Origin of the sequence: Pseudomonas sp. Irchel 3E20, from assembly GCF_900187645.1 — a bacterium.
In the GTDB taxonomy this organism is placed as follows: Bacteria; Pseudomonadota; Gammaproteobacteria; order Pseudomonadales; family Pseudomonadaceae; genus Aquipseudomonas.
In genome coordinates this window covers 120,734-136,171 of sequence record NZ_FYEE01000007.1, presented here as the reverse complement: position 1 = coordinate 136,171, position 15,438 = coordinate 120,734, and the positions used below count along the sequence as shown (strand labels likewise).

Below are 15,438 nucleotides of genomic sequence, written 5' to 3'. Positions count from 1 at the left end.
CGACTGTCTTACCCCTACCATTCGCCAGCGTCACTCAGTGCCGCCATCGCTGGCCAACCCGGCTATTACGGGGGGGGCGGCGTGCCCCTGGCGTTACCGCCCTCGCCCTTTTTCGAGGCAGCAGTGAGTCGAAAATACCCACCCCGGTGCAAAACCACCCGCCGCAAAGGCGCGATCTAGAGCCTCCCCGCAGAACAATCAATTCTGTTGATTATTACCATTGTGTTTATGAACTTTTATATCGATTTTGCGCGAGTAACATTGGCTCCGTACCCACTTAGTCGCCCTCTCAAGGAGCCGCCATCATGAAACGCCAATTACTGCTCAGCCTGACCCTCTCGATCCTGGCCGCCAACGCCTTTGCCCTGCCAGCCTCGGAACAGAGCGTTCCACAGATCAAGGCCAGCCACACCGTCTTCACCCAGACCCTCGCCGCCGATGGCAGCGAACGCACGCCACAGGGCCAAACCCTGGCAGCCGACGGTAACGAACGTACCCAACAAGGCCAAACCCTGGCCGCTGACGGTAACGAACGCACCCCACAGGGCCAAACCCTCGCCGCTGACGGCACCGAACGTACCCCACAGGGCCAGACCCTCGCCGCTGACGGCACCGAACGTACCCCACAGGGCCAGACCCTTGCCGCTGACGGTTCCGCCCGCACGCCACAAGGCCAGACCGTTGCCGAAGGTGGCCGCGATCGCCTGGAAGAAAAAGGCCTGGTTGAAGGTGGCTACGAGCGCACCCCACAAGGTCAACTGCTGGTCGAGGGCGGTGCTGATCGCCTCGCCGAACGCAACAGCGCTGTGAGCTGAGCCCATGGCGGCCCCGAAAAAAGCCCGATCCCCGGATCGGGCTTTGACTGTGTGTAATCCCCACGCCTGCCTGCGCCCCTAACCGTTTTGTCGTTCGACGCCAGCAAAGTCGATTTGCTAGAGTGCGCCGCTGTCCTTGATAGAAGTCAGCCCCGATGCTGCCCCGCGCCGAACAGAAGCAACAGACCCGCAACGCCCTGATGGACGCAGCCCGCCATTTGATGGAGTGCGGCCGCGGATTCGGCAGCCTGAGCCTACGTGAAGTGGCCAAGACCGCGGGCATCGTGCCCACCGGGTTCTACCGGCATTTCACCGACATGGACCAATTGGGCCTGGAGCTGGTCAGCGAAGTCGGCCAGACCTTCCGCGCCACCATCCGCCTGGTACGCCACAACGAATTCGTGATGGGCGGCATCATCGATGCCTCGGTGCGCATCTTTCTCGACGTGGTCAGCGCCAACCGTTCGCAGTTTTTGTTCCTCGCCCGCGAGCAATACGGCGGCTCGCTGCCGGTGCGCCAGGCCATCGCGGCCCTGCGCGAGAACATCAGCGCCGACCTGGCCGCCGACCTGGTGCTGATGCCCAAGCTGCAACACCTGGACCTCGCCGCGTTGTCGGTGATGGCCGACCTGATCGTCAAAAGCGTGTTCGCCACCCTCCCCGACATCATCGACCCGCCCGCCCAGGCCCTGCCCGAGCACCTCACGCCCCAGGCGAAAATCACCCAGCAACTGCGCTTCATCTTTATCGGCCTCAAGCATTGGCAAGGGTTGGGCAGTACGGAATAACCCGGGCGAGCTTGCTCGCGATGAGGGCCAGCCGACTTAGAAGCTGTTAGACCGCTCTCGCGGGCAAGCCCCACAGTTGAACTGTAGTGCGGGTGGGATTTTCATTTTCCTCTGTGGGAGCGAGCCCGCTCGCGATGACAGCATTCCAAGTGCCAGAAGTGCGTCGCCTGTCCCAGCCTCATCGCGGGCAAGGCCCGCTCCCACAGTGTGGGCGTGATCTGTTTTGCGCTGCTCGCGGTGGCGGCACGCAGTGGCGGTGACGAAGGGTAGGGGTAAGACCGTTACTCCCACAAAAGCTCGCGGCCCCATCATGCACGCCCCAAAACGGGGCGCGCCTTCGCCCAGCGCACCAATCTCCACCCTTCCCTGCGCCCCATTTTCTAGCGCCGACCCGGCCCGACAGGCTTTTCCTACGCCCCAGCGCAATTGGCAAGCCCCTTGCTCTAGCCCCTGCATCGCCTTTAGCCGGAAGCCTGCCGATGCTGGTCATTCACCAACGGATCGCCGCCCAACCTGAATGGGCCGCCGAGTTGCACCTCACCTTCGAGGCGCGCAGCAAAAGCCGCTTGCGCTGTTTCAGTGCCGAGGGTGAGGACGTGGGGTTGTTCCTGGAGCGCGGCCAGCCGCCGCTGTATGACGGCGAATACCTGCGCGCCGAGGACGGCCGTGTGGTGCGGGTGCGCGCGCGGCCTGAGCAGTTGCTGCACGTCACCTGCGCCAGCGCGTTTGAGCTGACCCGCGCCGCCTATCACCTGGGCAACCGCCACGTGGCCCTGCAAGTGGGCGACGGCTGGTTGCGCCTGCTCGACGACTACGTGCTCAAGGCCATGCTCGAACAACTGGGCGCCACCGTGCAGGCCCTGGAGGCACCCTTCGCACCGGAACACGGCGCCTATGGCGGTGGCCATCATCATTCGCGCCACGGCGAAGAAGCCTTCAACTACGCGCCCAAGTTGCACCAGTTCGGCGTGCGCCCGTGAGCCCGGCCTGGGCCCTGCTGCGCCTGGCCAGCCCGCAGTTGCCGATTGGTGGCTACAGCTATTCCCAGGGCCTGGAAATGGCGGTGGATAACGCCCGCGTGCACGACGCCGCTAGCGCCAAGCGCTGGCTCAGCGATCAGTTGCGGCTCAACCTCAGCCGTTTCGAGGCGCCGCTGCTGCTCGCCCATTGCAGCGCCGCCGCCAACGACGACTGGCCCGCGCTGCACAGCCACTGCGAACAGCACCGGGCCAGCCGCGAAACCCGCGAATTGCATCAGGAGAGCCGGCAGATGGGCTACTCGTTGCAGCAGTTGCTCAACGGCTTGCCGGAGCTGGACGCCCCGGCCCGGGCCTTTCTCCAGCAGCAGGACGAGCCGCACCTGGCCCTGGGCTGGGCATTGGCGGCGCGGGCCTGGCGCATCACCCCGGCCGACGCCCTCGACGCCTGGCTGTGGAGTTGGCTGGAAAACCAATTGGCCGTGCTGATGAAAACCCTGCCCCTGGGCCAGCAAGCCGCCCAGCGCCTGACCAGCGAACTGCTGCCGGTGCTGCAACAGGCCCGCGAGCACGCCGCCCGCCTCGACCCTCACCATTACGGCAGCGCCGCGTTTGGCCTGTCCTTGGCGTGCATGGCCCATGAGCGCCAGTACAGCCGTCTGTTTCGTTCCTAGGAGAAACCCATGAACTCACAACCCCTGCGCGTTGGCATCGGTGGCCCGGTCGGCTCGGGCAAGACCGCCCTGACCCTGGCCCTGTGCCTGGCCCTGCGCGAGCGCTACAACCTGGCGGTGGTCACCAACGACATCTACACCCGCGAAGACGCCGATTTCCTGGTGCGCAACCAGGCCCTGGCGCCGGAACGCATCATTGGCGTGGAAACCGGCGGCTGCCCGCACACGGCGATCCGCGAAGACGCCTCGATCAACCTTGAAGCCGTCGACCAGCTCAACCGGCGCTTCCCGGGGCTGGACCTGATTCTGGTGGAATCCGGCGGCGACAACTTGTCCGCCACCTTCAGCCCGGAGCTGTCGGACCTGACGATCTACGTGATCGACGTATCGGCCGGCGACAAATTGCCGCGCAAGGGCGGGCCGGGGATCTGCAAATCCGACCTGCTGGTTATCAACAAGATCGACCTGGCGCCGCTGGTGGGCGCGTCCCTAGAGCTGATGAACAGCGACACCCAGCGCATGCGTGCCGGCAAGCCGTTCGTGTTCAGCAACCAGAAAACCGGCCAGGGCCTGCCCGAGATCATTGCCTTTATCGAACGCCAGGGCCTGCTGACCACGGCGGCCTGAACCCTTATTCACACCAACAAGGACGCTTATCCATGACATTGCCCCGTACCCTTGCCGCCCTCGCGCTGCTGCTCACCCCCGCCCTGGCCCTGGCCCACCCTGGCCACGGCGACAACGGTTTGATCGCCGGTATCAGCCACCCCATCGGCGGCCTCGACCACTTGCTGGCCATGCTCGCCGTTGGCCTGTGGGCGGCGCAGCAACAGGGTGCGGCGCGTTGGGCGCTGCCGTGCAGCTTTGTCGCCACGATGTTGCTGGGCGGCGTGCTGGGTTTTGCAGGGCTGCACCTGCCGGCCCTGGAAAGCGGCATCGCCGCCTCGGTACTGGCCCTGGGCCTGGCGGTGGCCCTGGCGGTGCGCCCGCCCCTGAGCCTGGCGCTGGCGGCCACGGCGCTGTTTGCCCTGTTCCACGGCGTGGCCCATGGCCTGGAACTGCCGGCCATGGCCAGCCCCTGGAGCTATGCCGCCGGTTTTGTCGCCGCCACCGGCGCCCTGCATGGCGCCGGGTTTGCCCTGGTGCGCGTGCTGCCACGGGCGGCCGCGCCGCTGGTGCGGTTGGCGGGGGCGGTGTCGGCGGCGACTGGGGTGTGGTTGTTGGCGGGGTGATGTTCAATGGTTTGGAGGGCGCTATCGCGTTCAGGCTCGCTCCCACAGTTGTCTTGCGGTGTTTGCCAAGGGAGGTGGGCCTTGCCTGTGATGCCGGGCCACCTCTCCCAAGCCAAGGCTCTCTGCTACCATGTCGCGCAAACACCCCTGCCGTGACGACGCCCGCCAATGCCCCACGCTTCCCGCTCTGCCAGCCAGCCTGAATTGACCGCCCTGTTCGCCACGGTGCAACAGCACTTTCGCGGGGTGATCGTGCCGCTGTGGCAAGGCCCGGGCTGGAACGCGCAATTGGCCCTGCCTTATGAAGCGCTGGACGCCCAGCACCAGCCCCTGCCGCCCCAGCGCTATCGGGCCATGGCGTGTGCGCGGCAGCTGTACCTGTTTGCCAGCCTGATCGGCGAACCCGGCATCAGCGGCGCCGAGGAACGGGCCGAGGCGCTGTTCCGCTCGTTGCAGCGCCACTTCCACGACGCCGAGCACGGTGGCTGGTTCTACAGCATCGATGCCCAAGGCGCGCCGCTGGACACGCGCAAAGACCTCTACACCCACGCCTTCATCATTTTCGCCTGCGCCCATTACTGGGCCCGGGTGCGCGAGCCGTTGGTGGAATCGGTGCTCAACGCGGCGCTGCAAGTGGTCGCCGAGCGCTTCGCCATCGACGGCGGCTTGTATGAAGCGGTACTCGAACGCGATTGGTCGGCGCTGGCCGCTGGCCCCTTGCAAAACCCGTTGATGCACCTGGCCGAAGCCTTGCTCGCCACCCTCGCCGCGCGCCCCGATGCCAAGGTGCAAGCGGCCCTGGAGCAACTGTGCGCGGGTATGCAGCGGCGGTTCGTCGAGCCGCGCCACGGAGTGATGATGGAGAAACCGCTGGGGGCTGTGGATAACTGGTTCGAGCCGGGGCATCAGTTCGAGTGGCTGTTTTTGCTCGGTTCCTCGCCGCTGCTCAAGGGCACGCCGCTGCATGCCTCCCTGGAACGGGCGTTCGCCTACGCCGAGCAGGTCGGCGTGGATGACCGCACCGCCAGCGTCAGCGGCATGCTCGACCTGGAGGGCGGCGTGCGCGACGCCACCCAGCGCATCTGGGCCCAGGCCGAATACCTGCGCGCCCTGACCCTGCGCCCCGCCAGCGAACCGCGCCTGCAACGCCAGCTAGAGGCGTTGCAGCAACACTTCCTGCACCCCGGCGGCTGGTACGAGTGCCTCGATGCCAACGCCAGCGTCAGCCGCCGCGACATGCCCTCCACCACCCCGTATCACCTGGCCACCTGTTATCGCGGCTTGGCGCAATATTTGGGCTGAGCCATTGGCGCTGTGGCAGCCGCCCGCTCCCACCGTTGCTTATCGCCACAGCCCTCACGCAATCCACTTACGCTCGCCGGTAAAGCTGATGGTCAACCAGCGCGCCGCATCCGGTTTGCCCAGGGCTGTGGATATCTCTTCGCGCAAGGCATCGAGGGTGGCGACGGCGGCGATCGGGTAGTCGGCCGGCAGCACCACATGAATCTCGATAAACCGCGCCCGCCCGTGCTTTTGCACGTAAGACACGTAATCGTCGAAGCCATGGGCAGCCTTGGCCTGGTCCATTACCTGGCGCACCTGGCTGTCGAGTTGGTCGGGGACGATCCCCAACACGTCGCGCATGGCCGGTTTGAGGATCTTCCAGGCCGGCGCCAGCATGCTCAGGGCCAGCAGGATCAGGATCGCCGGGTCAACGTACAACGCCCATTGGCCATAGCCCTGGCTCTTGAGCAGCAGTGCGGCGAGAAAGCTCACCAGCAAGCCCACCGAGAGCATGGCGTCCACCAGCCAACTGATGTTGTCGAACTGGATCAGCGACGACTTGAGCCGGCGGTTGCGGTAGCGCACGTAGAAGAAATAGGCGAACTCGACCAGGCTAAACACCGCCGCGTAGACGATCACCAGCCCCAGCTCGATGTCGCGCCCGCCATTGATAATGCCGAACACCCCGTTGAGAAAGGCGTAGATGGCGATCAGCAGCAGGAAACTGCCCTCGATCAGCAGCACCATGGGCTCCAGGTGCCAGTAGCCGAACTGGAACCGCGCGTTGCTTTGCTTGGCGATCAGGCGCGCGGTAATCAGCATCAGGACTTTGATGAAGGTGGCGATCAGAGAGAAAAACCCATCGAACAGGATGGATTGGGAGCCAGAAATAAAACCCGTGGCGATCCCGGCGATCGCCACGGCAAACATCAGTACGGTGGATTGTTTGAGCAGGGCCTGCTCACCTCGGTTACTCACATAGCCTCCTGTTGGAACCTTGAAACCGCAGGGCGCGGCGGGGTTCAGAGGCGCGAGTGTACCTTATGCCATGTTTTGGCCGATTTGCCGCCTCAGGCCTTGGCGCTACGGTCGATGGCAAAACCGCTCCAGCTCTGGCTCACCGGCATCAGTTCCAGGCTGTTGATGTTGATGTGAGCCGGGGTGTTGAGCACCCAGAAAATCGTCTCGGCGATGTCCTGCGGCTGGATCGGCTCGGCGCCCGCGTAGGTGGCGTCGTAGCGCGCCTGGTCGCCGGCAAAGCGCACCAGGGAGAACTCGCTCTCGCACAGGCCCGGCTCAATGTTGGTGACCCGCACGCCCGTGCCTTGCAGGTCGCAGCGCAGGTTGAGGGAGAACTGTTTGACGAACGCCTTGCTGGCGCCATAGACGTGGCTGCCGGGGTACGGGTAATTGCCGGCCACCGAGCCCAGGTTGATGATCCCGGCGCCGCGGCCGTGGGCGATGAGGTTGGGCAGCAGCAAACGGGTGGCGTACATCAGGCCTTTGATGTTGGTGTCGACCATGGTGTCCCAGTCGTCCAGGTCGCACGTGGGCGCCGGGTCCACGCCCAGGGCCAGGCCGGCGTTGTTGATAAGTGCGCGCAGCTTGGCGAAGGCCGGCGGCAGGCTGGCGATGGCCACCTCCATGGCTTTACGGTCACGCACATCAAGCACCAGGCCATGCACCTGGGTGTGCGCCGACAACTCGGCGCACAGGGCATTGAGGCGCTCTTCGCGGCGCCCGGTGAGCACCAGCGACCAACCGGCCTCGGCAAAACGACGGGCGCAGGCTTCACCGAAACCGGACGTGGCGCCGGTAATAAACAGGGTGTTGGTCATTGTGTGTTCCTCGCGGGCCTGTCAGGCGTGTATGAATAAAAAGTCGCCCCGCAGCATGCCCGCCGAGGCCTTTGGCGGCAACCCGGCACGCGCGAGCTGTACAAATAACGATCAATCGTTCGTAAGCCTGTAACGGCGGGGCCTGTAGCCAGGTACGCGCATGTTATCCACAGGCCGGTCCACAGTCTTTGGGGGCAAGTGCACAACCAGCAAAGCCGCTGTGTACAAGGCTTTGCGTCGAAAAATAGAGTTTTTTTACTTGACCTGGGAAACCTCACCTGCCGCCACCCCTGACGTGCGGCCGCCAAGCAGCCCACCACGTCATTGCGCCAGGCCAGCATTTACGCCGCTTGGCGAGGTCTTTCCAGAGTTTAACCACAGACTTATCCACAGGCTTGTCCAGCCCCGCAGAGCGCCTTGGCCGCGACAATAAAACGGTTGACAACTCGGCCACACGGCCGAGCAAAAACCGCTGCGCAAAAAACAACCAACCGCCTGAAAGCCACGCAGACCGTGGCCTGCAGCCAGCTACTCCCACGTTACCCACAGCCCGCTCCACAGCAAACGGGGACAAGTCAAAACTGTGACAAAACAACTGATTACGGCGGCTTTATGCCGCGCTTTGGCAGGTGGTGGAATTTGTTTTCCACAATTTCGGGGGGAGGGCTTTGAGGGGGGTTGTAGGGGCTTGGCTTACCCGCGACGGCGGTCTTGAAATCGCTATCGCTGGCAAGCCAGGCTCCTACAGGGCGATGGCGGTTTTTAGATCGCCATCGCGAGCAGGCTCGCGCCCACGGGTTGTGCGGCGGGTGTATCAGTGGCCGCCCAGGTAGGCGTTGCGCACTTCTTCGTTGACCAGCAGTTCCTGGCCCGTGCCGGTCAGGCGGATTTCACCGTTGACCATCACATAGGCCCGGTCCGAGAGCTTGAGGGCGTGGTTGGCGTTTTGCTCGACGAGGAAGATCGTCATGCCGGTGGCCGCCAGTTCCCGCAGGGTGGCGAAGATCTGTTTGACCACAATGGGCGCCAGCCCCAGGCTCGGTTCGTCCAGCAGCAACAGCTTGGGCCGGCTCATCAACGCCCGGGCAATGGCGAGCATTTGCTGCTCGCCGCCGGACATGGTCATGGCGCGCTGGGTGCGGCGCTCCTTGAGCCTGGGGAACAGCTCGAACATGCGCTGCATGTCTTCGCTGGCGTGCTTGTCGCCGATGGGGATGGTGCCCATCAGCAGGTTCTCTTCCACGGTCATGTCGGGGAACACTCGCCGCCCCTCCGGCGATTGGGCGATGCCGTGGGAGGCGATGTAGTGGGAAGACTTGTGGGTAATGTCCACGCCGCCATAGATGATCTGCCCGCTCGCCGCGCGCGGCTGGCCGAAGATCGACATCAGCAGCGTGGATTTGCCCGCGCCGTTGGAGCCGATCAGGCTCACGGTTTCCCCTTCGTTGATGTGCATCGAGACTTTCTTCAGGGCCTGGATCGGCCCGTAGAACACGTCCAGGTCCTTGAGTTCGAGGATCGGTTGGCTCATACCAGTTCCTCTTCATCCGCGCCCAGGTAGGCGGCGATCACTTTCGGGTCGTTGCGGATAGCGTCAGGGCCGCCCTCGGCGATGACGTTGCCGTGGTCCAGCACCACGATGTGGTCGCTGATGCTCATCACCATGCCCATGTCGTGTTCGATCAGCACCACGGTCAGATCATGCTCGTCGCGCAGCAGCCGGATCATCGCGCTCAGTGCTTCGGTTTCCTGGGGGTTGAGGCCGGCGGCCGGTTCGTCGAGGCAGATGATCTGCGGGCGCGTGCACATGGCCCGGGCGATCTCCAAACGCCGCTGCTGGCCGTAGGACAGCTCGCCGGCCAAGCGGTTGGCGCAGTCCACCAGGTCCACCACTTCCAGCCAGTAGAACGCGCAATCCAGCGCATCGCTCTCAGCCTTGCGGTAGCCCTTGGTGTTGAGGATGCCCGCCAGCAGGCTGCGGTTGACCCACATGTGCTGGGCCACCAGGAGGTTCTCCAGCACCGACATTTCCTTGAACAAGCGAATGTTCTGGAAGGTCCGGGCCAGGCCGGCGCGGTTCACCAGGTGGGTGCCGCCGAACATTTTGTAGTAGAGGCGGCTGGCGAAGGACGCGGGCGAAATGAAATCCCGCGCCTTGAACGATTCGCCCAGCAACTGGATGACGTTGGTGCGCTGGCCGCGCACGTTGAGTTCGATCTTGCCGCCCGAGGCCTTGTAGAACCCGGTGAGGCAGTTGAACACCGTGGTCTTGCCCGCGCCGTTGGGGCCGATCAGGGCGAAGATCGAGTTGCGTTTGACTTGCAGGCTGACGTCGCTCAGCGCCTTGATGCCGCCGAAATGCATCATCAGTTTTTCCACACAAAGGACGACTTCACTCATGGCGCAGCCCTCTCATAGTGAATGGCACCCTTGCGCGGTTTGACCCCGGTGCGGCTGATGCGGATCAGGCCCCTGGGGCGCCAGATCATCATCAACACCATCAGCACGCCGAACAGCAGCACCCGGTATTCGGAGAAGCTGCGCAACAGCTCCGGCGCCACGGTGAGGACGAACGCGGCGATCACCACGCCCACCGTCGAGCCCATGCCGCCCAGCACCACGATGGCGAGGATCAGCGCCGACTCGAAGAAGGTGAACGAGGACGGGTTGACGAAGCCCTGGTAGCTGGCAAAGAACACCCCGGCCAGGCCCGCCGTGGACGCGCCGATGGTGAAGGCCGAGAGCTTGACCAGCACGTGGTTCAGGCCCATGGAGCGGCAGGCGATTTCATCTTCGCGCAGGGCCTCCCAGGCGCGGCCCACCGGCATGCGGGTCAGCCGATGCTTGATGTAGAGCACCAGCAGCACGGTGATGAACAGCACGATGTAGATGAACAGGAACTTCAGGTTGGGGTTGTAGGCCGTGCCGAAAAACTCATGGAACGGCACCCCGCCGTCCTTGGCCCGGCGCCCGAACTCCAGGCCGAAGAAGGTCGGCGAAGGCACCGGCATGCCATTGGGCCCGCCGGTGAACGACAGCCAGTTGTTGAGCACCAGGCGAATGATTTCGCCAAAACCCAGGGTCACGATGGCCAGGTAGTCGCCGTGCATGCGCAACACCGGGAACCCGAGGATGCACCCGGCCATCGCCGCGGCGATGGCCGCCAGCGGCAGCACCGTCCAGAAGCCCAGGCCCAAGTATTGATAGCCCAACGCCAGGCCATAGGCACCGATGGCGTAGAAGGCCACGTAACCCAGGTCCAGCAGCCCAGCCAGGCCCACCACTATGTTCAAGCCCAGGCCCAGCAGCACGTAGATCAGGCCGAGGATGACCACGGTGAGCACGTATTTGTTGGCGAAAAAGGGGAACACGATGGCGATCACGATCAGCGCCGGGATGATCCAGCGCAGGCGTGACTTGTAGTCCGGCGCCAGCACGTGCACCCCGGAGCCGGTGCTTTCAAAGCCGTCGAGCACCTTCAGGCCACGCGGGGTCTGGAGGAACAGGCTCAGGGCGAAACGCCCTACCATCACGATTGCCACCAACCAGCCGACGCGGGCCGGTTGCAGGTTGAAGGTGTAGCCGTCGAGTACCACCCCGACTATCGGCCCGAATACGATCAGCGAGATCAGCCCCGCGAGCACAGCGTCGATGACGCTCTTTTTCACATCCATTGGTTTATTGGCAGCAGACATACTTACACCTTCGCCACGAGTGGGCGACCCAGCAGGCCTTGGGGACGGAAGATCAGGATCAGCACCAGCAGCGAGAAGCTGAACACGTCTTTGTAGTCGGAGTTGATGAGCCCGGAGAACAGCGACTCAGAGATGCCAAGGATGATGCCGCCCAGCATCGCCCCCGGCAGCGAGCCGATGCCGCCGAGCACCGCGGCGGTGAACGCCTTGATGCCGATGATGAACCCGGCATAGAAGTCGAACGTGCCGTAGTTCATGGTAATCAGCACCCCGGCCAGCGCGGCCATGGCGGCGCCGATGACGAACACGTAGGAAATCACCCGGTCGGTGTTGATGCCCAGGATCGAGGCCATCTTGCGGTCTTGCTGGGTGGCCCGGCACATACGGCCCAGGCGCGTGTACTTGATGATGTAGGTCAGCAGCGCCATGCCGGCGAAAGCCGCCACGAGGATGAAGATCTTGGTGTAGGTCAGTTGCACAAAACCGGTGCCGATATCGACGCGCATGGCGCCTTCGAGCAGTGTCGGTACGCCCTGTTGGCGGGCGCCCTGGCTGATTTGCGCATAGTTTTGCAGGATCAGCGAAATGCCGATGGCGCTGATGAGCGGCGCCAGGCGAGTGGAGTTGCGCAGGGGTTTGTAGGCGACGCGTTCGATGACCCAGCCGTATACACCGGTCACCACGACCGTGAACACCAGGGTGCCGAGAATCATCAGCGGGAAGGATTCGATACCGAAATAAGCCAGCAGAGCCAGACTGATCGCCGCGAGGTACGCGGAGATCATATAAACCTCGCCGTGGGCGAAGTTAATCATGCCAATGATGCCGTAGACCATTGTGTAGCCGATGGCGATCAGACCATAGACGGACCCGAGGGTCAGACCATTAATCAGTTGCTGCAGGAAAATACCATCCATAACGCAATCTCACGCAGTGAGAACCTGCACACCGATGGGTGTGCGGTTCTTCTTAAGGAAAATACAGGTACACAGCCCCGTGGGAGCGAGCCCTGCTCGCGATCGCAGCGCAACAGCCAACAGACCCGCTGAAGGTTGATCTGTCATCGCGAGCAGGCTCGCTCCCACAGGTTCAGGTTCCAGCCTTGCGGCCGGTAGGCCCTTACTTCTGTTTTTCCAACTGGTGGTATTTGCCGTCCTTGTCCCACTGGTAGACCACATAGTCGGAGACTTTCAGGTCGCCCTTGGCGTCCCAGGTCTTCTCGCCCATGACGGTCTTGACCGGGTTGGCCTTGAGCCATTTGGCGGCGTCTTCGCCTTTGTTCGACTTGGCGCCGTTGAAGCCGGCGGCCAGGGCCTGGATCGAGGCGTAGGCGTACAGGGTGTAGCCCTCAGGCTCGGTGCCGCCCTTGCGGAAAGCCTCTACCACGGCCTTGCTGTCGGGCAGCATGCGTGGGTCGGCGCCAAAGGTCATGTACACGCCATCGACGTACTGCGGGCCGCCGGCGGTGGTGACCAACTCGTCGGTGACGATGCCGTCATCGGACATGAACTTGACGTCCTTGAGGCCCTGCTCGCGCATCTGCCGTACCAGCGGGCCGGCCTCGGGGTGCAGGCCGCCGAAGTAGACGATATCGGCACCGGCGGCGCGGATCTTGGTGACCACGGCGCTGAAGTCTTTCTCGCCACGGGTCAGGCCTTCGTACAACACGGGCTCGACGCCGCGCTTCATCAACTGGGCCTTGGTGGCGTCGGCCAGGCCTTGGCCGTAGGTGTCCTTGTCGTGCAGTACCACAACTTTCTTGCCCTTGAGCACGTCGACGATGTAGTCGCCAGCCACGATGCCCTGCTGGTCGTCGCGCCCGCACATGCGGAACATCGCACTCAAGCCGCGCTCGGTAACCTGCGGGTTGGTGGAGCCGGGGGTGATGGCGATGATGCCCGCCTCGTCGTACACCTCAGAGGCCGGGATGGTGGAAGAAGAGCAGAAGTGCCCGACCACGCCCGCGACTTTGTCCTGGTCGGCCAAGCGGTTGGCCACGGCTACGGCCTGCTTGGGTTCGCACGCGTCATCGCCCTTGACCAGGACGATCTTCTCGCCGTTGACGCCGCCCCCCGCGTTGATGGCATCGGCCGCCGCTTGGGCGCCTTTCATGTATTGCTCGCCAAAGGCCGCGTTGGCGCCGGTCATGGGTCCCGCTACACCGATCTTGAGGTCGGCCTGAGCAAACGCAGAAACGCCCAACGCAGCAGCGACTGCGAGGGCCAAAAAGCCTTTCTTGTAAAACGTCTGGGACATGAGGTGGTGCTCCATGGTTTTAAGTTGGCACTGCGACTTTACTTCTTCACTCATTGCGCAGAGCAAGCGCCGTGCCATCGGTTTTTTATTCTTGGAAAAGTCGCTGCACCGTTGTTTTATCGACGGATTCGGGCCCAATTTCATTGGACGTGCAACCGTCTGGAACGCGGAAGGTAAAACCATTTTTTTCAGAAGGCGCAACCGCAACGCGCCATCATTGCAACCGCGACGTTAAACAACGTGCAACCCGCCTGTAACAGCCTGCGTCACCGAAGTGCACACTGCTGGTGCAGTAGTGCTACAACGCGCACCACTACAGGCTAGTCGCTGCGCTGAAAAGCGCCGCACTTACGGGTTAATCGCCTCTTTTTACTGTAGGAAACGAGGCCTATCCCGCTCGACAGTGAAGCCTTCGCAAGCGGGCGAGCCCGCTTGCTAGCGCCACAGCGGGGTCAGATCACCACCCGCAGGCACTGCCCGGCGTGGTACAGCGAAAACCCGGCCTCGTACAGGCAACTGCGCAAGCCCGGGCCCACCAGGGGTTTCATCGGCACGAAGGGAATGGGCAGGGCCTTGGCATCGCCGTGGCACAGGTAGTCGGCAAAGGCCTTGCCGACCACAGTGCCGGTGGTCACGCCGCGGCCGTTGTAACCGGTGACGGCCACCAGGCCCGGCGCGGGCTCGAACAGGCGCATGAGGTGGTCGGGGGTGAACGAGATGCAGCCCGTCCAAGTGCATTCCCACTCAACTTTTTTCAGGTAGGGGAAGTAGTGCTGCTGCACCCGGTCGGCCCAGGCCTTGAGGAACCACGCCGGTTTCTGGTTGCCGTTGCCCAGGCTGCCGAGCAACAGGCGCCCGTCGCGGTCGCGGCGGATGCTGCTGAGCACTTGGCGGGTGTCCCAGGAGCCCTGCCCGCCCGGCAGGATCCGCTGGGCGGCAGCTTCGGTCAGGGGCTTGGAAGCGACCTGGTAGTAGTAACCGGGGAAGAAATTGCGCCGCAGTTCGGTCCAATCGCCCTCTGTGTAGGCGTTGGACGCGATCACCACCTGTTCGGCCAGCACCGCACCGTGGGCAGTCTGCACCGCCCAGCGCTGGCCCTGGCGTTCCAGGCCGATGACCGGCGAATGGTCGAACAACTGGCCGCCCAGGTCGGTCGCGGCCTGGGCCAAACCACTGGTGTAGGCCATGGGGTTGAGGGTGCCGGCGCGGCGGTCGAGCAGCGCGGCGGCGATGCGCTCGGTGCCGGTGGCCTCGGCGCACGCGGCGCCGGTGAGCAACTCCACCGGGGCGCCGCGGCGTTGCCACTGGGCTTGGCGGCTGCGCAGGTCGGCTTCGCCCCGGGCGTTGTGGGCCATGTGCAGGGTGCCTTCGCGGCGCAACTGGCAGTCGATGGCGTACTTGTCGATCAGGCTGAACACCAGCGCCGGCGCAGCGCCGAGCATGCGGTTGAGTTGGCTGCCCACCGCCTCGCCAAACCCGGCCTCGATTTCGTCCGGGGCAATCCACATGCCGGCGTTAACCAGCCCCACATTGCGCCCCGAGCCACCATGCCCGGCGCGATGGGCCTCCAGCACGCAGACGCGCTTGCCCTGCTCCAGCAAGTGCACCGCCGCCGACAACCCGGTAAAGCCTGCGCCGATCACGCAGACATCCACCGTCACTTCACCTGCCAGCGCCGCCCGGTCGGGGCGTTGCGGGGTCAGGGTTTCCCACAGGCATTCTTCGCGTAAAGGCATTGCCGGACTCCGAAAATGAAACCCAACCCGCACACCCTTTCACTGTGGGAGCGAGCCTGCTCGCGATCGCTGCCTGCCCGTTGACGGATTGGGCGACTCAATCACCGCAATCGCGAGCAGGCTCGCTCCCACAGGGGAAAAGG

At 64.0% G+C, this 15,438-nt stretch carries 15 protein-coding genes; 7 read left to right on the top strand and 8 right to left on the bottom strand.

All coding sequences use genetic code 11. The annotated features are described in order from the left end of the window. The first annotated feature begins 305 nt into the window (after positions 1-305). From CKW13_RS14940 to CKW13_RS14910, 7 genes are all read left to right on the top strand, one after another. The gene (locus CKW13_RS14940) at positions 306-815 is read left to right on the top strand and encodes a hypothetical protein (RefSeq protein WP_095109395.1); all 510 of its coding nucleotides are present in this window, start codon (positions 306-308) and stop codon (positions 813-815) included. Between the two features lie 155 nt (positions 816-970). Further along, positions 971-1,603: a TetR family transcriptional regulator gene (locus tag CKW13_RS14935; RefSeq protein ID WP_095109394.1), complete on the top strand. Its 633-nt coding sequence runs from the start codon at positions 971-973 to the stop codon at positions 1,601-1,603. 479 nt (positions 1,604-2,082) lie between these two features. Beyond that, entirely contained in the window at positions 2,083-2,583 is a 501-nt protein-coding gene (gene ureE, locus CKW13_RS14930) for an urease accessory protein UreE (protein WP_095109393.1), read from the top strand. Then, on the top strand, positions 2,580-3,254 hold the full coding sequence (locus tag CKW13_RS14925) for an urease accessory protein UreF (RefSeq protein WP_095109392.1): 675 nt from the start codon (positions 2,580-2,582) through the stop codon (positions 3,252-3,254). The genes ureE and CKW13_RS14925 overlap by 4 nt, the downstream gene beginning before the upstream one ends. A 9-nt stretch (positions 3,255-3,263) precedes the next feature. Then, a complete protein-coding gene (gene ureG, locus CKW13_RS14920) occupies positions 3,264-3,881 on the top strand; it encodes an urease accessory protein UreG (protein ID WP_095109391.1) in 618 nt (205 codons plus the stop codon). A gap of 32 nt (positions 3,882-3,913) precedes the next feature. Continuing rightward, positions 3,914-4,486, top strand: a complete 573-nt coding sequence (locus CKW13_RS14915; protein WP_095109390.1) for a HupE/UreJ family protein — start codon at positions 3,914-3,916, stop codon at positions 4,484-4,486. 168 nt (positions 4,487-4,654) lie between these two features. Beyond that, the gene (locus CKW13_RS14910; RefSeq protein ID WP_095109389.1) at positions 4,655-5,788 is read left to right on the top strand and encodes an AGE family epimerase/isomerase; all 1,134 of its coding nucleotides are present in this window, start codon (positions 4,655-4,657) and stop codon (positions 5,786-5,788) included. Between the two features lie 54 nt (positions 5,789-5,842). Here CKW13_RS14910 and CKW13_RS14905 read toward each other — a convergent pair whose 3' ends face one another. From CKW13_RS14905 to CKW13_RS14860, 8 genes are all read right to left on the bottom strand, one after another. Further along, positions 5,843-6,748 (bottom strand): cation diffusion facilitator family transporter, encoded by a 906-nt coding sequence (locus tag CKW13_RS14905; RefSeq protein WP_095109388.1) that lies wholly within the window; start codon positions 6,746-6,748, stop codon positions 5,843-5,845. A gap of 92 nt (positions 6,749-6,840) precedes the next feature. Beyond that, on the bottom strand, positions 6,841-7,608 hold the full coding sequence (locus CKW13_RS14900; protein ID WP_095109387.1) for an SDR family oxidoreductase: 768 nt from the start codon (positions 7,606-7,608) through the stop codon (positions 6,841-6,843). A gap of 814 nt (positions 7,609-8,422) precedes the next feature. After that, positions 8,423-9,139 (bottom strand): ABC transporter ATP-binding protein, encoded by a 717-nt coding sequence (locus CKW13_RS14890; protein WP_095109385.1) that lies wholly within the window; start codon positions 9,137-9,139, stop codon positions 8,423-8,425. After that, on the bottom strand, positions 9,136-10,008 hold the full coding sequence (locus tag CKW13_RS14885; protein ID WP_095109384.1) for an ATP-binding cassette domain-containing protein: 873 nt from the start codon (positions 10,006-10,008) through the stop codon (positions 9,136-9,138). Before CKW13_RS14885 ends, CKW13_RS14890 begins: the two co-directional genes overlap by 4 nt. Then, positions 10,005-11,303 carry a high-affinity branched-chain amino acid ABC transporter permease LivM gene (livM, locus tag CKW13_RS14880; RefSeq protein ID WP_095109383.1) on the bottom strand — a complete coding sequence of 433 codons (1,299 nt, stop codon included), beginning with the start codon at positions 11,301-11,303 and terminating at the stop codon, positions 10,005-10,007. The genes CKW13_RS14885 and livM overlap by 4 nt, the downstream gene beginning before the upstream one ends. A gap of 2 nt (positions 11,304-11,305) precedes the next feature. Further along, positions 11,306-12,220: a branched-chain amino acid ABC transporter permease LivH gene (locus tag CKW13_RS14875; protein WP_095109382.1), complete on the bottom strand. Its 915-nt coding sequence runs from the start codon at positions 12,218-12,220 to the stop codon at positions 11,306-11,308. Positions 12,221-12,422: 202 nt separating this feature from the next. Next, positions 12,423-13,559, bottom strand: a complete 1,137-nt coding sequence (locus CKW13_RS14870; RefSeq protein ID WP_095109517.1) for a branched-chain amino acid ABC transporter substrate-binding protein — start codon at positions 13,557-13,559, stop codon at positions 12,423-12,425. 452 nt (positions 13,560-14,011) lie between these two features. Continuing rightward, entirely contained in the window at positions 14,012-15,295 is a 1,284-nt protein-coding gene (locus CKW13_RS14860) for an FAD-binding oxidoreductase (protein WP_095109380.1), read from the bottom strand. Positions 15,296-15,438: the final 143 nt, after the last annotated feature.